The 19,516-nt window shown below is 61.8% G+C and carries 16 protein-coding genes; 3 read left to right on the forward strand and 13 right to left on the reverse strand.

Going from position 1 to position 19,516, the window contains the following annotated elements; genetic code table 11:
• Window positions 1-146: 146 nt before the first annotated feature.
• The 9 genes from lpdA to RLDS_RS41870 all read right to left on the reverse strand — a co-directional run bounded on the left by lpdA (window position 147) and on the right by RLDS_RS41870 (window position 10,697).
• Window positions 147-1,547 carry a dihydrolipoyl dehydrogenase gene (lpdA, locus tag RLDS_RS41830; RefSeq protein WP_021226389.1) on the reverse strand — a complete coding sequence of 467 codons (1,401 nt, stop codon included), beginning with the start codon at window positions 1,545-1,547 and terminating at the stop codon, window positions 147-149.
• Window positions 1,548-1,596: 49 nt separating this feature from the next.
• Window positions 1,597-1,863: a GIY-YIG nuclease family protein gene (locus RLDS_RS41835; protein WP_269078216.1), complete on the reverse strand. Its 267-nt coding sequence runs from the start codon at window positions 1,861-1,863 to the stop codon at window positions 1,597-1,599.
• 72 nt (window positions 1,864-1,935) lie between these two features.
• On the reverse strand, window positions 1,936-3,183 hold the full coding sequence (gene odhB, locus RLDS_RS41840) for a 2-oxoglutarate dehydrogenase complex dihydrolipoyllysine-residue succinyltransferase (RefSeq protein WP_021226391.1): 1,248 nt from the start codon (window positions 3,181-3,183) through the stop codon (window positions 1,936-1,938).
• An 8-nt stretch (window positions 3,184-3,191) separates the two neighbouring features.
• Complete coding sequence (locus RLDS_RS41845) at window positions 3,192-5,987, reverse strand: 2-oxoglutarate dehydrogenase E1 component (protein ID WP_021226392.1); 2,796 nt, start codon at window positions 5,985-5,987, stop codon at window positions 3,192-3,194.
• Between the two features lie 91 nt (window positions 5,988-6,078).
• Window positions 6,079-6,963, reverse strand: coding sequence for a succinate--CoA ligase subunit alpha (gene sucD / locus RLDS_RS41850; RefSeq protein WP_021226393.1), 885 nt, complete (start codon window positions 6,961-6,963; stop codon window positions 6,079-6,081).
• Between the two features lie 94 nt (window positions 6,964-7,057).
• Window positions 7,058-8,020, reverse strand: coding sequence for a malate dehydrogenase (gene mdh / locus RLDS_RS41855; RefSeq protein ID WP_021226394.1), 963 nt, complete (start codon window positions 8,018-8,020; stop codon window positions 7,058-7,060).
• 316 nt (window positions 8,021-8,336) lie between these two features.
• A complete protein-coding gene (zapE, locus tag RLDS_RS41860) occupies window positions 8,337-9,449 on the reverse strand; it encodes a cell division protein ZapE (protein WP_021226395.1) in 1,113 nt (370 codons plus the stop codon).
• A complete protein-coding gene (locus RLDS_RS41865; RefSeq protein WP_021226396.1) occupies window positions 9,446-9,907 on the reverse strand; it encodes a PaaI family thioesterase in 462 nt (153 codons plus the stop codon). The genes zapE and RLDS_RS41865 overlap by 4 nt, the downstream gene beginning before the upstream one ends.
• Window position 9,908: 1 nt before the next feature.
• Window positions 9,909-10,697, reverse strand: coding sequence for a succinate dehydrogenase iron-sulfur subunit (locus RLDS_RS41870; RefSeq protein WP_021226397.1), 789 nt, complete (start codon window positions 10,695-10,697; stop codon window positions 9,909-9,911).
• A gap of 221 nt (window positions 10,698-10,918) precedes the next feature.
• Here RLDS_RS41870 and RLDS_RS41875 point away from each other — a divergent pair, with 221 nt between their 5' ends.
• The 3 genes from RLDS_RS41875 to RLDS_RS41885 are packed head-to-tail and all read left to right on the forward strand — an operon-like array spanning window position 10,919 to window position 13,529.
• Entirely contained in the window at window positions 10,919-11,992 is a 1,074-nt protein-coding gene (locus tag RLDS_RS41875; RefSeq protein WP_021226398.1) for a glycosyl transferase, read from the forward strand.
• Window positions 11,989-13,092: a CDP-alcohol phosphatidyltransferase family protein gene (locus RLDS_RS41880; protein WP_021226399.1), complete on the forward strand. Its 1,104-nt coding sequence runs from the start codon at window positions 11,989-11,991 to the stop codon at window positions 13,090-13,092. Before RLDS_RS41875 ends, RLDS_RS41880 begins: the two co-directional genes overlap by 4 nt.
• Window positions 13,089-13,529 carry an HIT family protein gene (locus RLDS_RS41885; RefSeq protein ID WP_021226400.1) on the forward strand — a complete coding sequence of 147 codons (441 nt, stop codon included), beginning with the start codon at window positions 13,089-13,091 and terminating at the stop codon, window positions 13,527-13,529. The genes RLDS_RS41880 and RLDS_RS41885 overlap by 4 nt, the downstream gene beginning before the upstream one ends.
• Before the next feature lie 444 nt (window positions 13,530-13,973).
• Here the strand turns inward: RLDS_RS41885 and RLDS_RS41890 are convergent, their stop codons facing one another.
• From RLDS_RS41890 to istA, 4 genes are all read right to left on the reverse strand, one after another.
• Window positions 13,974-14,753, reverse strand: a complete 780-nt coding sequence (locus RLDS_RS41890; protein ID WP_021226401.1) for a crotonase/enoyl-CoA hydratase family protein — start codon at window positions 14,751-14,753, stop codon at window positions 13,974-13,976.
• Window positions 14,754-14,758: 5 nt separating this feature from the next.
• Entirely contained in the window at window positions 14,759-16,924 is a 2,166-nt protein-coding gene (locus RLDS_RS41895) for an acetate--CoA ligase family protein (RefSeq protein WP_021226402.1), read from the reverse strand.
• Between the two features lie 160 nt (window positions 16,925-17,084).
• Entirely contained in the window at window positions 17,085-17,891 is an 807-nt protein-coding gene (istB, locus tag RLDS_RS41900; RefSeq protein WP_009821099.1) for an IS21-like element helper ATPase IstB, read from the reverse strand.
• Window positions 17,881-19,404, reverse strand: coding sequence for an IS21 family transposase (istA, locus tag RLDS_RS41905; protein WP_009823850.1), 1,524 nt, complete (start codon window positions 19,402-19,404; stop codon window positions 17,881-17,883). Before istA ends, istB begins: the two co-directional genes overlap by 11 nt.
• Between the last annotated feature and the right edge of the window lie 112 nt (window positions 19,405-19,516).

The raw sequence follows: 19,516 nt of genomic DNA on the forward strand, positions 1-19,516 counted from the left end.
CGGCCCATGTAACCACTTCCCTTTTGAACGGCCAGACCCTTTAACAGATTATTGCACTGCAAAAGGCACGGGTGCCTCGCCATGGGCAAAAAGAAAAGGCCCCCGGATGGAGGCCTTTTCGCTTGGTCGACGGAATGCCGGACCGATTACATGTGGATCGGCTTGCCGGTGACGGCCATGGCCGCTTCCTTGATGGCCTCGCTGTGCGTGGGATGCGCGTGGCAAGTATAGGCAATGTCTTCGCTCGACGCGCCGAACTCCATCGCTTGGGCGACCTGCGCGATCATCGTGCCGGCGGGCACCGCGATGATCCATACGCCCAGCACCTTGTCGGTTTCGGCGTCGGCGATGATCTTCACAAAGCCTTCGGGCTCGTGATTGGTCTTGGCGCGGCTGTTTGCCATCATCGGGAATTTGCCGACCTTGACCGCGCCCTTTTCCTTGGCCGCTTCCTCGGTCAGACCCACGCCGGCGATTTCCGGCTTGGTGTAGACAACCGACGGGATGAGGTCATGGTTCACGATGCCGGTGAGGCCCGCAATATTTTCGGCCACAGCAATGCCTTCGTCCTCGGCCTTGTGCGCCAGCATGGGACCGGGAATGACGTCGCCGATCGCCCAAACGCCGGGCACCTTGGTCGCGAAGTCATGATCGGTTTCGATCTGGCCACGCTGGTTGACCTCCAACCCGATCTTGTCGAGGCCAAGGCCCTCCGTATTGGGCCGACGACCGATAGACACAAGGACGACATCGGCCTCGATCGTTTCCGCGTCGCCGCCCGCAGCCGGTTCAACGGTCAGCTTGACGCCATCGCCAACGACTTCCGCCCCTGTGACCTTGGTGCCGAGCTTATAGTCGAAGCCCTGCTTCTTGAAAATCTTGTTGGCTTCCTTGCGGACTTCGCCGTCCATGCCGGGCAGGATCTGGTCGAGATATTCGACCACCGTCACCTTGGCGCCCAGGCGGCGCCACACGCTGCCCATTTCCAGGCCGATGACACCGCCGCCCACGACCACCAGATGACCCGGCACCTTGTCCAGTTCCAGCGCGCCGGTGGAATCAACAATCTTGCCGCCGGCATTATCGATCGTCACGCCGGGCAGCGGCGTGACCGACGAACCGGTGGCGATCACGATATTCTTCGCCGTCACCTTTTCGCCGCCGACTTCGACGCTGTTCGCGCCGGTGAAGGTGGCAAGCCCCTTAAGCCAGGTGACCTTGTTCTTCTTGAACAGGAATTCGATGCCGCCGGTCAGCCCCTTGACCGCGTCGGTACGCTGCCCCTGCATGGTGGGCAGGTCCAGGCTCATCGCGTCGATCTTGACGCCCAGCTTGGCGAGCATGCCGTTGGCTGCCTCGTCATAGAGCTCGGATGCGTGCAGCATCGCCTTGGACGGAATGCAGCCGACATTGAGGCACGTGCCGCCCAGTGTTTCCCGGCTTTCGGCGCACGCGGTCTTGAGCCCGAGCTGCGCCGCACGGATCGCCGCGACATAGCCGCCCGGCCCGGCGCCGATCACCAGAACGTCATAATCGAACTCTGCCATCTCTCACCTCATTCTCGTGTTCCTGCGAAAGCAGGAACCCAGGGCGTCGTCAGAACAAAGTCTCGAACAAATCCCGCCATCGCGGATTGTCTCGCTCGATCAACTCGATCTTCCAAGCCCGTTTCCATTTTTTCATCTGCAATTCGCGCCGGCGCGCTTCCTGCAGATCGTCATATGCTTCGAACCACACCAACATGGTGCAGCCATGTTCCTTCGTAAACCCATCTACCAGTCCGTTGCGGTGCTGATAGGTTCTTCCGGCAAGATCGCTGGTCACACCCAGATACAGGGTGCCATTCCGACCGCTCGCCATCAGGTAAACATAGCCCGCCTTCGTTGTGCTTCTCCGCCCTAGGCTCCTGCGTCCGCAGGAGCACAAGCTTTGGTTTTACAGATCAATCAACAGCCGCGTCGGATCCTCGATCGCGTTCTTGACCGCGACGAGGAAGGTCACTGCCTCGCGACCGTCGATCAGGCGATGGTCGTAGCTCAGCGCCAGATACATCATCGGACGCACCACGACCTGGCCGTCACGGACGACCGGGCGATCCTCGATGCGGTGAAGACCCAGCACCGCCGACTGGGGCGGGTTGATGATCGGGGTTGACATCAGCGATCCAAACACGCCGCCGTTGGAGATGGTGAAGGTGCCGCCCTTCATATCTTCCATCGTCAGCTTGCCTTCCTTGGCCTTCTTGCCAAAGTCGCCAATCGTCTTTTCGATCTTCGCCACGCTCATGCTTTCCGCGTTGCGAATGACCGGCACGACGAGACCGGTCGGAGCGGACACCGCGACCGAAATGTCGGCGAAGTCGTTATAGACGATCTCATCGCCCTCAATCTGCGCGTTGACGCCCGGAATGTCCTTGAGCGCCATGCACACGGCCTTCGTAAAGAAGCCCATGAAGCCCAGGCGCACGCCGTGCTTCTTTTCGAACAGGTCCTTATATTTCGCGCGCGCCTCGATGACGTTGGTCATGTCGACATCGTTGAAGGTGGTAAGCAGCGCGGCGTTGTTCTGCGCTTCCTTCAGGCGCTTGGCGACCGTCTGGCGCAGACGGGTCATCTTGACTCGTTCCTGCTTGCGCGACGGACCGGACGACGGCGCGTCGGCGGCAGGGGCGGACGCCGGGGTGGACGCCGCAGCCTTCGCCGTGCCGGCGGCGGCGGCGGCCACCACATCGTCCTTGGTCAGGCGGCCGTCCTTGCCGGTGCCCTTGATCTTGCTGGGATCAAGACCATGCTCCAGCACCAAGCGGCGGACGGCGGGCGACAGGGTCAGATTGCTGCCCTCGCCTTCGCTGTCATCGTCCGCGGCGGGCGCGGACGCGGCAGGCGCAGGCGTTGCGGCTTCGGCCTTTGCCGCGGCCGCCGGCGCTGGCGAAGCCGACGCGGCGGCGCCCTCGTTCACATAGCCCAGCAGCGCGCCGACTTCGACCGTATCGCCTTCCTTCGCGACAATGTCGCCCATGGTGCCGGCGGCCGGCGCCGGCACGTCGACCGCGACCTTGTCGGTTTCAAGGCTGACAATGGGTTCATCAGCGGCGACGGCCTCACCCGGCTTTTTCAGCCACTGGCCCACGGTTGCTTCGGTAACGGATTCGCCCAAGGTTGGGACTTTGACTTCGGTAGCCATGCGCTTTCTCAGCCTTTCTTCTGGCGACGGATTTCTTCACGCACGCTGTGACCCAGCGCATCGGCGACAAGAGCGGCCTGTTCGGCGACATGGCGCTTGGCCAGGCCCGTGGCGGGAGATGCGGACGGCTTGCGGCCCGCATAACGCGCCCGCATCGGCGCCTTACCGGCCATCGCCAGCGCTTCCTCGACATAGGGTTCGACGAAGAACCACGCGCCATTGTTGCGCGGTTCTTCCTGGCACCAGACGACTTCCTCCAAATTGGTCATGCGCGCGATGCGCTTGGCCAGTGCGTCGGTTGCGAACGGATAAATCTGTTCGATGCGCACGATCTGGGTATTCTGGTCGCCAGCGGCGTCGCGCGCTTCGGCGAGATCGTAGAAGACCTTGCCCGAACAAAGCACCAGCCGCTTCGTGTCCGTGTCGGCGGACCCGTTGGGGTCCGACAGGATGCGCTTGAAATGCGTGTCGCCCAGGAAATCCTCGGCCTTGCTCACCGCAGCCTTGTGCCGCAGCAGCGACTTGGGGGCCATGATGATCAGCGGCTTGCGGAAGGGGCGCAGCATCTGCCGGCGCAGGGCGTGGAAATAATTTGCCGGGGTGGTGATGTTGGCGACCTGGATATTCCCTTCGGCGCAGAGCTGAAGGAAGCGCTCCAGACGGGCCGAGCTATGTTCCGGCCCCTGCCCTTCATAGCCGTGCGGCAGCAGGCAGACGAGCCCGTTGGACCGCAGCCACTTGGTTTCGGACGAGGCGATATACTGATCGAAGATGATCTGCGCACCATTGGCGAAATCGCCGAACTGCGCTTCCCAGATGACCAGGCTCTTGGGGTCCGCGAGCGCGAAGCCATATTCGAAGCCCAGCACGCCATATTCGGACAGCGGGCTGTCGAGCACTTCGAAGCGGCCGTGCGGCACCGTCGAAAGCGGGATATATTTATTCTCGCTTTCCTGATCGACCCAGACAGCATGACGCTGGCTGAACGTGCCGCGACCCGAATCCTGACCGGACAGGCGCACGCCATAGCCTTCCGACAAGAGCGAGCCAAAGGCCAAGGCCTCGCCGGTCGCCCAGTCGAAATTCTCGTCCGACTTGAACATTTCTGCCTTGGCGTCGAGAACGCGCTTCAACGTCTTGTGGACATTATGGCCCTCGGGCACCGTCGTCAGCGTACGGCCAAGGCTGTCGAACAGCTTTTGCGACACGCCGCTTTCGACCGTCTGGCGCGCGGTTTCGGCGTCGGCGGGCTTGTGGAGGCCAGACCAGCGACCCGCAAACCAGTCGGCCTTGTTGGCCTTGTAGCTCTTTGCCGCCTCGAACTCGTCCTCCAGATGGCTGACAAATTCAGACGTCGCCTTGCCGACGAACTCATCGTCGACCAGACCTTCGGCCTTCAACCGGGCGGAATAAATGTCGCTGACCGGCGGATGCTGGCGGATCTTCGCGTACATCTGCGGCTGCGTGAAGGAGGGTTCGTCGCCTTCATTATGACCGAAGCGCCGGTAGCACCACATGTCGATCACAATGTCGCGATGGAATTTCTGGCGATATTCCATCGCCAGCTTGCAGGCGAAGGTTACGGCTTCCGGATCGTCGCCATTGACGTGCAGGATCGGCGCCTGAACGCCCTTTGCCACGTCGCTGGGATAGGGCGAACCGCGCGAGAATTGCGGGCTGGTGGTGAAGCCGATCTGGTTGTTGACGACGAAGTGGACACAGCCGCCGGTATTATATCCCGGCACGCCGGAAAAGCCGAAGCATTCCCAGACAATGCCCTGCCCGGCAAAGGCAGCATCACCGTGAATCAGGACCGGCAATACCTGTTCGTGATTGGAGAGGTCATCGCGGAAGGTCTGTTGCGCGCGGACCTTGCCCAGCACCACCGGATCGACCGTTTCCAGGTGCGAGGGGTTGGGGACCAGCGACATATGGACCTTGATCCCGTCAAATTCACGGTCGGTCGATGTGCCGAGGTGATATTTGACGTCGCCCGATCCACCGACATCTTCCGGATTAGCAGTGCCGCCGGAAAATTCGTGGAAAATGACACGGAAGCCCTTGGCCATCACATTGGCGAGCACGTTGAGGCGGCCGCGATGCGCCATGCCGAACACGATCTCGCGCACGCCGCTCGACCCGCCATATTTAATGACGGCTTCGAGCGCGGGGATCATGGATTCGCCGCCGTCGAGGCCAAAGCGCTTGGTGCCGACATATTTGCGGCCCAGGAACTTCTCATATTGTTCGGCCTGAATGACCTTGGCCAGGATCGCCTTCTTGCCTTCGGGCGTGAAGTGGATTTCCTTGTCCTTGCCTTCCATCCGGTCCTGGAGGAAGCGGCGCTCCTCCACGTCCGAGATGTGCATATATTCAAGGCCGACATTGCCGCAGTAATTCTGCCGCAGGATCGCCACTAGTTCGCTGACGGTCGCATATTGCAGGCCGAGCGCCCCGCCCAGATAGATTTTCTTGGAGAGATCGGTGAGGCCGTGATATTCCGGCGACAGGTCGGCGGGCGCCTCGCGCTTGGCCAGGCCCAGCGGGTCCAGATTGGCGGCCAGATGGCCGCGCACGCGATAGGTCCGGATCAGCATCATCGCGCGAATGCTGTCTTCGGCCGCGGCGGTGATATCGGCGTCCGATACGGCCTTGCCCTGCGCCTTGGCGGCGGCCTTGACGGCCACCTGCATCTGCGTGGGGTCAAGCGCGCCGGTCAGATCATCGGTATCCGTCAGCGGCCAATTGTCGCGCGCCCAGCTTGGTCCGCGCTCGATCTCGAAATCCTGGTTCTCGTAACCCATCTTCTGTCCCATCTGCGCCGCGTGCAGTCGCGGAAGCGGGAGTATATGCGGTCGGGGTGCAGCCCGACCGCATCTATATGTAGGAGTTATCTTACCCCTTCAAGACCTCGACCAGCGTGGAGCCAAGCTCCGACGGGCTGGCCGCAACCTTGATGCCGGCCGCTTCCATCGCCGCGATCTTGCTCTCCGCGTCACCCTTGCCGCCGGATACGATCGCGCCGGCATGGCCCATGCGACGGCCCGGAGGCGCCGTGCGGCCCGCGATGAAGCCGGCCATCGGCTTCTTGCGGCCCTTCTTGGCCTCGTCGATCAGGAACTGCGCGGCCTGTTCTTCCGCATCGCCGCCGATTTCACCGATCATGATGATCGATTCGGTCGCGTCGTCGGCCAGGAACAGCTCCAGCACGTCGATGAAATTGGTGCCATTGACCGGATCGCCGCCGATGCCGACAGCCGTGGTCTGACCGAGGCCCGCGTTGGAGGTCTGGAACACCGCTTCATAGGTCAGCGTGCCCGAGCGCGACACGACGCCGACGCTGCCCTTCTTGAAGATGCTGCCGGGCATGATGCCGATCTTGCATTCGTCAGGGGTCAGGACGCCGGGGCAGTTGGGACCGATCAGGCGCGACTTGCTGCCCGAGAGAGCGCGCTTCACACGTACCATGTCGAGGACGGGGATGCCTTCGGTGATGCAGACGATCAGCGGGATTTCCGCGTCGATGGCTTCGAGGATCGAGTCCGCGGCGAATGGCGGCGGAACATAGATGACCGAAGCGTCGGCGCCGGTCTTCGACTTGGCTTCCGCGACCGTGTCGTACATGGGCAGGCCGATATGGGTCGTGCCGCCCTTGCCCGGGGTCACGCCCGCGACCATCTGCGTGCCATAGGCCAGCGCCTGTTCGGTGTGGAAGGTCCCGGTTGCGCCGGTCATACCCTGGGTGATGACCTTGGTATTCTTGTTCACCAGAATGGACATGCGTGTCCCTTTTCGTCTGTGACGTGGCAGTTCATGAAAAGCAGCCCGCCACCGGCTGCACACTTACCGGGGCGGGCTGAAACATCTCAGTCGATCAGGCGAGCGTGTTGTCGATGCCCTTGCACGCGGTCAGCAGGTCCTTCACCGCGTCGATCGACACCTGAAGGCCGGCCTTGGCCTGATCATTGAGTTCGATCTCGATCACTTCCTCGACGCCATCCTTGCCGATCTTCACCGGCACGCCGACATAAAGGCCGTCGACGCCATATTGACCTTCGAGATAGGCGGCGCAGGGCAGGACGCGCTTCTGGTCGCCCAGATAGGATTCCGCCATGGCGATGGCCGATGCAGCCGGCGCATAGAAGGCGGAACCGGTCTTGAGCAGGCCGACGACTTCGCCGCCGCCATTGGCGGTGCGCTTGACGATGGCGTCGATGCGCTCCTGCGTCGACTTGCCCATCTTGATGAGGTCGGGGACGGGAATGCCCTTGACGGTCGAATATTCGACCACGGGGACCATCGTGTCGCCATGGCCGCCCAGCACGAAGCTGGTGACGTCGCGGACCGACACGCCAAATTCCCAGGCGAGGAAGGTCGAGAAGCGCGCCGAATCGAGCACGCCGGCCATGCCGACGACCTTGTTGTGGGGCAGGCCGGAAAATTCGCGCAGCGCCCACACCATCGCGTCGAGCGGGTTGGTGATGCAGATGACGAAGGCGTCGGGGGCATATTGCTTGATGCCCTCGCCCACGGCCTTCATGACCTTGAGGTTGATGCCAAGCAGGTCATCGCGGCTCATGCCGGGCTTGCGCGGCACGCCGGCAGTGACGATGATGACGTCCGCACCTTCGATATCCTTGTAATCATTGGTGCCCGTGACTGCCGCATCGAAGCCCTGCACCGGCCCGCATTGCGACAGGTCCAGCGCCTTACCCTGGGGAATGCCCTCGGCGATGTCGAAAAGGACGATGTCGCCCAGTTCCTTCTGCGCCGCCAGATGGGCGAGCGTACCGCCGATATTGCCAGCGCCGATCAGCGCTATCTTCTTACGGGCCATAAGCTGTCATCCTCCAAGTCATGATTACTGGAATTGCCGGTTCGCCTACGCCCTTCCCGCAGGGGTTTCAACCTGCGAAAACAGTGCATACCAAATTATCTTTGCAATTGGTTCGCAATTGCATTAGGCAAGTGTTACAGCCTGTTGCTCGTTGGCTCCTACCCTGGCCGCGAGCCTTCCCTGCAGAGCTACCCTGCCGGGCGCCTTTTCTCCTCGAAGGGCGCCCGGCCTGTTTGCCGCAATGACGTTGCGTGTTGGTGAAGAGTTCCAGCCTGCTGCGACGGGGCGAGGTAGCGGCCGCGATAGGCCGCGCTAATTATTTGGGGCCGTGGCCCAGCGCCAGATAATCGTCCGACTGCATCTCCAGCAGACGCGACACGGTGCGCTCAAATTCGAAGGCTCCGTCGCCCGTAGGATAGAGACGCTCAGGCGAAGCATCGGCCGATGCCAGCAGCTTCACCTTATATTCGTAGAGCGAGTCGATCAGCGTGACGAAACGCGCCGCCTCATTGCGCTTTTCCGGCCCCAGAACCGGGATGCCGACGATGATGACGCTATGATATTTGCGCGCGATCGCCAGATAATCCGGCGCCCCCCGCGCCTCCACGCAAAGCCGCTTGAACGAAAAGACAGCGACGCCTTTGAGGCTTTTGGGCACATGCAGGGTGCGGCCGCCCTGAACGGGAATATCCTCGGCCGGCACCTTGGCCCGATCCTCCACGGAAAAATCGGTCAGTCGGAAAAAGGCCTCGGACAGGGCGCGGGTCGCCTCCGGCCCATTGGGGCAGTGCCAAAGCTGCGCATCCCCCAACCGGTCGCGCCGATAATCGGTGGGACCGTTGAGGCTCATGACATCCAGCTTCGCCTTGATAAGGTCGATGAAGGGCAGGAACAGCTGGCGATTGAGGCCATCCTTGTAGAGATCATCAGGGACGCGGTTCGACGTCGTGACAATGGTCACGCGCTTGTCGAGCAACCCGGTGAACAGGCGCGACATGATCGCCGCGTCGGCCATATTGTTGACCACCATTTCGTCGAAGCAGAGCAGGCGCGCTTCTTCCGCCAGCGACTCGACCACCGGCGGGATCGGGTCGCCCGTTTCCGACTTGCGCGCTTCGGCGAGACGGGCATGGACGTCGAGCATAAATTCGTGGAAATGCGCGCGCTTCTTGCGCTTGACCTGTACCGTGTCGAAGAACAGGTCCATCAGCATGGATTTGCCCCGCCCGACACCGCCCCACATATAAAGGCCGCGCGGCGGCTCCGGCGCCTTGCGCAGCAATTTCCACAGCGTCGACCCCCGCGCTGGCGTTGCCTCCAACTCCTGCTGCATCTGGCCCAGCCGCTCGGCAGCGGCGCGCTGATCGGGGTCAGGCCTGAGTTCGCCGAACTTCACCAGTGCATCATAGCGGGCGAGAATGGTCGTCACTGCGGCTTGGGCGCCTTTCGAATGGTGGCCGTAGAGGCGGCCACCGCCTCACCATTCTGCGTCATCAGCATCCGCAGGAAGAAAAGACGCCCGGTTTCCCGCAATATCTCGACCTCAGCGACCAGATCAGGCCCCACCTTTCCCGCGCCCAGATATTGCATGCTAAGGTCAATGGTAACACCATTAATCTGCGCCTGGTGCCCCATGATCCACAAACCGCCGAAATAGGCGTGATCGGCAAAAGCCGCGAGAAAACCGCCATGCAGCGTATCGAGCCGGTTGCGATGGCTGGAGCGCGTTTCCAGGGCGACCCGAGCGCGCGTTGGCCCGTCCGCCCGCATATATCCCCGCCCGATCGCTTGCAAAAAAGTGTCGGGGTGCGGATCGGAACAGGCCGCCCATCCCGCCCATTTGCCTTCGCTCAGCGGTCGACCGCCGGCTACGCCATCGCTCGTCAACTCAAAGCTGCCGTTCGACCATCATCTTCTTGGTTTCCGCGATCGCCTTGGCCGGGCTCAGGCCCTTGGGGCAGACATTCGCGCAATTCATGATGGTGTGGCAGCGATAGAGGCGGAAGGGATCCTCCAGCTCGTCCAGGCGCTCACCGGTATATTCGTCCCGGCTGTCGGCCAGCCAGCGATAGGCCTGGAGCAGGATGGCGGGACCAAGGAACTTGTCGCTGTTCCACCAGTAGCTGGGGCAGCTCGTCGAGCAGCAGGCGCACAGGATGCACTCATAAAGGCCATCCAGCTTCTCGCGGTCTTGCGGAGACTGGAGCCGCTCCTTGCCGCTGGGCGGCGGACTGACGGTTTGCAGCCACGGCTTGATGCTGTTGTACTGCGCGTAGAAATGCGTGAAGTCGGGCACCAGATCCTTGATGACGTCCATGTGCGGCAGCGGCGTGATCTGCACCTGCTTGCCCGCGCATTCGTCGATCGCGGTGGTGCAGGCGAGGCCGTTCTTGCCGTTCATGTTCATCGAGCAGGAGCCGCAAATGCCTTCGCGGCACGAGCGGCGGAAGGTCAGCGTGGGATCATATTCATTCTTGATCTTGAGCAGCGCGTCGAGGACCATCGGGCCGCACTGGTCCAGATCCACTTCGAACGTGTCGTAGCGCGGATTCTGGCCGGAGTCTGGATCGTAGCGATAGACCTTGAAGCTGCGCACATTGGTGGCGCCTTGGGGCGCTTTATAGGTTACGCCCTTGCCGTTGATCTTGCTGTTCTTGGGCAACGCAAATTCGGCCATCGCTCGTCGAGCCTCTTCGGGAATGTGTGTCGGGTCGCCGCCCGAATAGCAAAAAATCCGCAAAGGTCCAGCGTTGAGGGCGATGTTTCTCCCCAAAACCCTTGTTGCAACAGGCTTGCAAAACCCGCCGTGACGACTTGCTTCCTGTCTCTGTCGCGCTAGGGCGAACGACATGCGCGCATGCTGCGCCTATTGGCCCCCGCCCTTCATGGATCACCCGCTTGCCGACCGACATCGCCTTCCTCGCCATCGCAGAAGCGCACCAAATCTATCATTGGCTGCCCGCCGCACTGGAACTGGCACGGCGTTCGAGCGTGCGGGTCAGCGTGCTGGCGCCATCCGACACCATGCTGGACCTGATCGGCAGCTATGATCCGGAGGGGCGACTGGAGCCGGTGCGCCTGACGCGTCCGCCGCTGCAACCCGACTCGCTGTTTCGCCAGCCCTCCCGCTTCGCCACCCTGCTGCTCAACCACCGGAGGATCGCGCGATGTCCCGTGATCGTCACGACTGAAATCAGCAGCGCCCGGCTGCGACACATGCCCGGCTTTTCATCCCGCATGATTCACATCAAACATGGCGCCGGCGACCGCGAGGGCGGCTATAAGAAAGGCCATGCCGCGTTCGACCTGACGATAGTGGGCGGCGAAAAGGACAGGCGCCGGCTGATCGCGCGTGGCCTTGGGACGCAAGACAATGTGCGCGTGGGCGGCTACCCCAAATTCGAACTGAAGGCGAACAGGCAGCGCTTCTTTTCGGACGACAAGCCGGTGCTGCTCTACAACCCCCATTTCGACGCCAAATTGTCCTCCTGGATCAACCATGGCCCGTCGGTCATGGCGGCGCTGGAGTCGCTGACGGACTGGAACGTCATCATCGCGCCGCATGTCAAATTGGCACAGCGCGTGCCCCCGATCGTCAGTGCCGCTCCGCATATCCGGGTGGACATGGGCAGTCGCCATTCGATCGACATGAGCTATACGATGAGCGCGGACCTCTATCTGGGCGACGTGTCGAGCCAGGTTTATGAATTTCTGATCGCACCGCGCCCCTGCGTCTTCCTGAACCTCGATCATCATGATGGGGCGGGCGCGGCTTTTTCGCACTGGCGTCTGGGACAGGCGATCGACAGCATGGACGCGCTGGCCCCTGCGCTGGCGCGTGCGAATGGCTTGCAAGCCGGGTTCCGTGACGTGCAGGAAGCAGCGATGCGTGATTCCATCGACCAGTCTCCCATCCCCGCCTCGCAGCGCCAGGCCGACATCATCCTCGATTTTCTGAAGGGCGCCGCATGAGCCAGCTTCTCTCCACTTCTCTGGGGCCGGTCCGGCTGATCGGCGAGAATGCGACGCCAATCTGGGGCATGCCAAATGCCGAGCGGAACCGGCGCATGGCGGAAAGCGCGGCGAACAACGGCCGCCAGTTGGCGAGCGGGCACGAACTGCTGTTCAACCTGACCTATGCGTTCGACCCGCTGCTGCTGACGCTCGTACTGGAAACGCCCGGCACGGTGTTCACCTGGGGTGGCGCGCCGATCGTGGGCCAAGTCGTGCAAGGCACCGATCCCCTTACCGCCGCGCATGTGATCGATCTGTCGGACGGGCGGCGGCTCTATAATCGCCAGCTGCGCAAGCTGGAGCAACCGATGGTGCGCGAACTGACGCCAGCGACCCGGCGCGAGATTGAGCGCCGCAGCTATTTCGGCGCTTACAAGGGCGTGACCGATCTGCTGACCAAATATCTCTGGCCAGAACTGGCGCTGGTGCTGACCCGGATCGCCGCGCAATTGCGCATGACGCCCAACATGGTGTCGGTGATCGGCGTCAGCCTGTGTCTGCTTGCGACCTTCCTCTTTGCCAAGGGACTCTATTGGACCGGATTCCTGTCCGGATTCATCTTCATGGTGCTGGACACGGTGGATGGAAAGCTCGCCCGCTGCACCATCACCTCGTCCAAATGGGGCAATGTCATCGACCATGGCGTCGACCTCGTCCACCCACCCTTCTGGTGGTATTTCTGGGGGACGGGCCTCGCTTATTGGGGTCTGCAACTGCCGGGTGCAACCTTCGCCTTCGTCATGACGGCGGTCGTTGCCGGCTATGTGCTGCAACGGGTGATCGAGGGTCTGTTCCTCAAGGACTTCAAGATGGACATCCATGTCTGGCGGCGGTTCGACAGCCAGTTCAGGCTGATCACGGCGCGGCGGAACCCCAATATGGTGATCCTGTTCGTCGCCCTGCTGTTCGGGCGACCGGACATCGGCCTGGTCGCGCTGGCGTGGTGGACCGTCATTTCGTTGATCGTTCATGCCATACGCCTCGCCCAGGCCTACGCGGTCGCGCGGTCGGGACGGCCGATCATCAGTTGGATGGACGAGGCGGAGGGACAGGCATGAACGCGACGATCGAGAAATTCGGCTATCCGGCCACGCTGGTGGCGCAGTTCGATCATTGGCTGGTGTTGCTACGGCCGAGCCAGCCCACGCTGGGATCACTGGTGCTTGCCGCGCGAAGCGACGCCACGGCGTTCGGCGACCTGCCCGCAGAGGCGCATGCAGAACTAAAGACCGCCACCGCCACGATCGAGGCGGCGCTGACCCAGGCAGTGGGCTATGACAAGATCAACTATCTGATGCTGATGATGGTCGATCCCCACGTCCATTTCCACGTCATCCCCCGCTACGAAGGCAGCCGCACCGCCGCAGGCCTGACGATCATGGACGCGGGATGGCCGGGCCAGCCTGACCTCAGTTCAGCGATCAAGCTGGACGGCGAGGTGGACAGCTTGCGCGATATTATCAATCGTCATTTCGATAGCGAAATAATCAGCTAATCCTGTAGGCAGCGACATAGATTGGAATGGGTGCATCAACCTGAAAGTCATGGGCATCGCGATCCATGACGAACGCGGTGCCGCCATCTGTGCTGGAAGATGTCAGCCTGCGCCCGTCATCTTGATGGCCAGATCTGCCGCTAGATGAGTTCCTCCCTCAGGGATTTGACGAATGTCTCGACAGCGGAGTTGTCGCGGCAGTTGCGCTTGCCATTCATCGATGTGCGCGGGCCACACGTATGCAGTGTCTTCTGTTTTTCATTAGAGCAATATTAGCTGCCGCGCTCGGAGGGGACGTGCAGCGCTTGGGGGCTGGCTCAGGGGCACCGCCATGTCGGATGCCCGGATCGCCAAATCCGTCCTGGCTACGGCCCCCTTCGACCTTGGGCTATCTCAGCCACATCAACGTCGCCGTCCACCACAAAACCGGCATCAGCTCCAATTTCATCCTAGGAAGCGCGGGCCGCGTTTGGCGGCAAATTGGTCAAGCCGCTCAAGCGTTTCCTGGCCGACCGTGTAATGCGCCGCCATTTGCTCCAACATGAGACCATCGTCATGACCAAGATCGTTGATACGGGGCAGAATATTGCAGATGGTCCAGTTGGACAAAGCCACATTTTCGACCATCCGCGCCGCCAGTTCGCGCGCTTTGGCCAGCGCTTCCCCGGGATCCACGACATATTGGCATAGATTCTGGGCGCATCCTTCGTCTGCGGTCAGGGTCCGGCGGGTGAGCATCATGTCGGCCATGCGCGCATAGCCGATAAGTCGCTGGATTCGCACGCTGCCGCCGCCGCCGACGAAGATGCCCCGCATAGCTTCGGGCAGGCCAAACACGACGCTGCGGTCGGCAACCCGGATCTGCGCGGCGCATGCCAATTCCAGACCCAGTCCGATCACCACACCGCTGAGAGCCGCGACGAAGGGGATCGGCCCACGTGCAATGGCATCGAAGCCAAGATGCTCGGGATGACGCTCCCGCTTGTCGGTGTCACTGACACCTGCTTTGCGCTTTTCGCCGACGGCGACGAGGTCGAGCCCGGCGCAAAAATGCTCGCCATGGCCGAAGATGATACCCGCCCTCGCCTCTCGCCCTGCCCGCTGGGCCGCAACGATCAGCTCAGCGGCCACCTCCGAACTCATCGCATTTCGCTTGTCGGGGCGGTTGATGCCAATGAGGGCGATGTCGCCTTCAAGCTCATAGGTAATATATTGTTCGGTCACCGATGTTACTCCGCCTTTTCGGTCACGATAAGGGCATCGAGTGCCAATACGCCCTGCCCCACCGGCAAGGCCAGCAGCGGGTTGAGATCGATTTCAGTGATGTCCGGGCGCAGGCGCATCAGCGTTCCTACCGCCGCGACCGCTTTCGCGACCGCAGCCACGTCAACAGGCGGGCTTCCTCGGAAGCCGCTCAACAGCGCCGCTGCCTTCAGCTGGCGCAGTTCGCGCTCGATTTCGGCGGGCGTTACGTCGGCGGACATCAGGCGGACATCCTTGAGCGCCTCGACCAGAATGCCACCCAGCCCAACCAGCAGAACCGGCCCCCATTGCGCGTCGCGCTTGGCCCCAACGACCAGTTCCAGGCCCTTGGGCGCCATAGCCTCGACCAGAATCCCGTCAAGCACCGCGCCGGGGCGCGCCTGCTGAACCCGCTCGGTGAGAGTGGCGAAGCCCTGACGGACCTCATCCGCATTCTTGAGCGACAGCAGAACGCCACCAATCTCGGTCTTGTGGGCAAGTTCGGCGGCCTGAACCTTGAGGACCACAGGGAAGCCGATGGCCTCAGCCGCTAGCGCTGCTGCGTCGGGGGTCTGGACCAGTTCACTCTTCGGCCGGGCAACGCCGATGGCATCCAGTACCTCCTTACCGAGCCATTCCGGCTGGGTTCCAGGCTTCAGTTCTGGCAGATCAATCGCTGCGGGCGCAGCCGTCGTGCCTTCCCCGATCGCAGCCAGCGACCGACCATAGGCGGTCACCGCCGCAACAGTGCGCAGCGCGCGTTCCGGCGAGCGTGAAAGAAGGACGCCATTTTTTCGTGCCATATCGACGAAGTCTTGCGGAAATGCCGATTCTTCACCCATGGCGGTAACCAGGATCGGCTTTGCACTGGCGTGGATGACGTCGACCAGTGGCGCCAGCCACTTCGCAGCCGCCGAACCAAGCGCCGGGCACGAAAGCGCGACCGAACCGAAAGCGTCATCCTTCACCAGTTCCCTGATTGCATCGGCGGTCAGGGGGATGTCGAAGGCCGCCTGGGTCGTCAGGTCGAGAGGATTTTTCGGTGGCGTAAATTCCGGGAATCGCGGCCGCAGCGCAGCTTCTGTCGCGGCCGGAAGGGTTGGCAGTTCCAGGCCCAGTTCGTCGAGATAATCGATGGCGACCGCACAAAATGCCCCCGAAGTCGTAACGACAGCGGGTGGCTGCACGGGCGGGACTGGCTTGCGAACCAGCAATTCGGTGCAATCGATCCATGCTTCAATGCTGTCGGCCATCAACACGCCGGCGCGCGAAGCAAGCGCGGCCATCGTCGCGTAGTCGCCTGCCAGGGCGCCTGTGTGAGAAGCGGCAGCTTCCTTGGCGCCATCGCTGCGGCCGGTGTGGTACATCACTACGGGCTTGCCCGCGGCACGGGCCTGCGCGACCGCGTCAAGAAATTCCGCCGGCTTGCGGATCTGCTCGGCGTAGAGGGAGATGACGCTGACCGCCGGATCTGTCGCCAGATAGGCGATGTAATCGGCAAGCCCCAGCCCAGCTTCATTGCCGGTCGAAATCCGATAGGCAACCGGAACGCCTCGCTCCTCCAGCGCCCAGCTGACGTGCCCCATCAGGCCACCGCTCTGAGCGACAATGGCGACGGTGGGCAGTTGAGCGGCCGTCGGTGCAACGATCGGCGGCACGGGAATGAAGCCGATGCCGATGCGATCAATATAGTTGGTGAAGCCGATGCAGTTGGGACCGACGACACCGATACCGGCTTCACGAGCAAGCTGCCCCAGCATTTCCTGCGCGCCGCGCGCATCCTCGCCGGTCTCGGCAAAGCCCGAAGCGAAGATGACCGCATTGGCCACCTTTGCGGCGATACATGCCTTGATGGCATCGATGACGCCGGCCGCCGGCAGTGTCAGCACGGCAAGGTCAATTCCTTGCGGCAATTGTGCCAGATCAGGGACGATGGGCCGGCCCGCAATCTCACCGCCGCTGCGTCCCACCAAATGGATGTCGCCGCTGAACTGGTCCTGATCCAGCATCTTGACCACGATGCCGCTGGGCGAGCCCGGCTTCGCAGAAGCGCCGATTACTACGATGGAACGCGGGCGCAACAGGCGTGCCACCAGGTCCGGACGCGTGACTGACGGGGCCGACCCGGGCGCTGCATCTAAGGTATCGATCACGTGTTCATCCTCGATTATTGTCGGTATCCACAAACGGAGCCTTAGCCCCAGCTGATCGGAAGGTCTTGGAAACCACGCACCATCAGGTGGCGGACACGGGTTGTTGATTTCCACTGAGAAGTGACCCGGGTTTTCCATCGAGAAGTGACCCGTCTGCGGATTATGTTTCGGGTGTCACGGGTGGGTCAACCCGTGGTTTTCTCTTTTGGGTTCTGGCCTGCTTGGCAGAGCTGTTTTTGAAGCGGAAGCTATCGTTGCCGGTCTCCAGGATGTGGCAGTGATGGGTAAGCCGATCGAGGAGCGCCGTGGTCATTTTGGCGTCGCCGAACACGGTGGCCCATTCGCTGAAGCTCAGGTTTGTGGTGATGATGACGCTGGTGCGCTCGTAGAGTTTGCTCAGCAGGTGGAAGAGCAGCGCGCCACCTGAAGCACTGAACGGCAGATATCCAAGCTCATCCAGGATAACGAGATCGGAGTGCAGGAGGCGATTGGCGATCTGACCGGCCTTGCCCTGTGCTTTTTCCTGCTCGAGCGCATTGACCAGTTCGACCGTCGAGAAGAAGCGGACGCGCTTTCGATGATGTTCGATGGCCTGGATGCCCAGCGCCGTTGCCACATGGCTCTTGCCGGTGCCAGGACCGCCGACCAGCACGATATTGTCGGCGATGTCGATGAAGTCGCAGCGATGCAACTGACGCACCAGAGCTTCATTGACCTCGCTACTGGTAAAGTCGAAGCCGGCCAGATCGCGATAGACAGGGAAGCGCGCGATCTTGAGCTGATAGGCCACAGACCGAACCTCCCGTTCTGCTGTCTCGGCTTTGAGTAACTGGGAGAGGATCGGGATGGCGGCTTCGAACGCTGGAGATCCCTGTTCCATGAGATCGGTGACGGCCTGCGCCATGCCATGCATCTTGAGGCTGCGGAGCATGACGACGATGGCGCCGCTGGCAGGGTCATGACGCATGACGCTTCTCCTTGCGCAGATCATCATAGCGTTCGACATTGGCCATCGGTTCGCTGACCAGCTTGAGCGCCTGGGGCGCCGTCACCGGCGGCGTGGAGATCGGTTTTCCGTCGACCAGCCTATAGAGCAGATTGAGGATATGGGTCTTGGTCGGAACGCCAGCCTCCAGCGCCATGGTGACCGCCGTCAGCACCAGTTGCTCATCATGATGAAGAACCAGCGCCAGTATTTCGACCATTTCCCTGTCGCCGCCGGGATTGCGCAACAGATGTCGCTGCAGACGCTGGAACGCATCGGGTAGCTCAAGGAAGGGCGCACCGTTGCGCAGGGCGCCGGGCTTGCGCTGCACGACCGCCAGATAATGGCGCCAGTCATAAACCGTATGACCTGGACCGTCGTGAGAGCGGTTGATGATGCGCTGATGTGCGCAGATTGGCTGCCCCTCGGCGACGACCTGGAAGCGATCAGGATAGACGCGCAGGCTGACAGTGCGATTGGCGAAAGAGGCCGGTACGCTGTAGCGATTGCGCTCAAAGTGGATGAGGCACGTCGGCGATACCCGTTTGCGATATTCCACAAAACCATCGAAGGGCCTGCCCGCAACCATCAGACACTCAGATTCATCGGCCCAGGCATTGGCAACCGATCCGGGTTCGATCCCGTGAGGGATGTCCTCCCATAACGCCTTGCAGCGCTCCTCCAGCCACAGGTTCAGCGCATCAAGGCTTTCGACCTGCGGCGTGGGTTGCCACAGACGGTGCCGCGCATCCTGGACATTCTTCTCGACCTGCCCCTTTTCCCATCCCGCAGCCGGGTTACAGAACTCAGCTTCGAACAGATAGTGGCTGACCATCGTCAGGAAGCGTGCGTTGACGGTGCGTTCCTTGCCACGCCCGACCTTGTCGACGGCCGTGCGCATATTGTCATAGATACCCCGGCGCGGCACGCCGCCCAGCACGCGGAAGGCGTGATTATGGGCGTCGAACAGCATCTCATGGGTTTGCAGCAGGTAGGCGCGCACGATGAATGCCCGGCTGTAACTGAGCTTGAAATGCGCGACCTGCAGCTTGGTCCGAACCCCGGCGATGATTGCCCAGTCCTCACTCCAATCAAACTGGAAAGCTTCCCCCGGCGCGAACGACAGGGGCACGAATGTCCCACGCCCGCCAATCTGTTGCTGGCGCCGATAATCTTCGCGCCAGTCCCGAGCAAAAGCGGCAACCCGGTTGTAGGATCCTTCATAACCCAGGCTCACCAAATCGGCGTGAAACTGCTTGATCGTGCGCTTCTGCTTGCGCGATCGGCCCATATCGCGCCGCAGCCAGGCCGCCAGATGCTCAGCAAATGGGTCCAGTTTGCTTGGTCGATCAGGCACCTTGAACCGCGGATCGATCGTCTCGGACCGCAAATATTTGCGGATCGTGTTGCGTGATAGTCCGGTGCGCCGCGCTATCTCCCGGATCGGTAGATGATCGCGAAAATGCCAGCGCCGGATAACGCTCAATAACGCCATGTCCAACACTCCATATACCCTCGCTTGTCAAAGCCAGGGACGAGTTCAACATGGGTCAATTCTCAGTGGAAATTTACGCCCTACCCGGGTCACTTCTCAGTGGAAATCAACA

It is taken from the genome of Sphingobium lactosutens DS20 (assembly GCF_000445105.1).
Classification (GTDB): domain Bacteria; phylum Pseudomonadota; class Alphaproteobacteria; order Sphingomonadales; family Sphingomonadaceae; genus Sphingobium; species Sphingobium lactosutens.

Bases quoted from the DNA above. Each gene is read 5' to 3' on its own strand.
- lpdA (WP_021226389.1), bottom strand. From the start codon at position 1,547: ATGGCAGAGTTCGATTATGACGTTCTGGTGATCGGCGCCGGGCCGGGC.
- odhB (WP_021226391.1), bottom strand. From the start codon at position 3,183: ATGGCTACCGAAGTCAAAGTCCCAACCTTGGGCGAATCCGTTACCGAA.
- RLDS_RS41845 (WP_021226392.1), bottom strand. From the start codon at position 5,987: ATGGGTTACGAGAACCAGGATTTCGAGATCGAGCGCGGACCAAGCTGG.
- sucD (WP_021226393.1), bottom strand. From the start codon at position 6,963: ATGTCCATTCTGGTGAACAAGAATACCAAGGTCATCACCCAGGGTATG.
- mdh (WP_021226394.1), bottom strand. From the start codon at position 8,020: ATGGCCCGTAAGAAGATAGCGCTGATCGGCGCTGGCAATATCGGCGGT.
- RLDS_RS41870 (WP_021226397.1), bottom strand. From the start codon at position 10,697: ATGGCCGAATTTGCGTTGCCCAAGAACAGCAAGATCAACGGCAAGGGC.
- RLDS_RS41880 (WP_021226399.1), top strand. From the start codon at position 11,989: ATGAGCCAGCTTCTCTCCACTTCTCTGGGGCCGGTCCGGCTGATCGGC.
- RLDS_RS41885 (WP_021226400.1), top strand. From the start codon at position 13,089: ATGAACGCGACGATCGAGAAATTCGGCTATCCGGCCACGCTGGTGGCG.
- istB (WP_009821099.1), bottom strand. From the start codon at position 17,891: ATGCGTCATGACCCTGCCAGCGGCGCCATCGTCGTCATGCTCCGCAGC.
- istA (WP_009823850.1), bottom strand. From the start codon at position 19,404: ATGGCGTTATTGAGCGTTATCCGGCGCTGGCATTTTCGCGATCATCTA.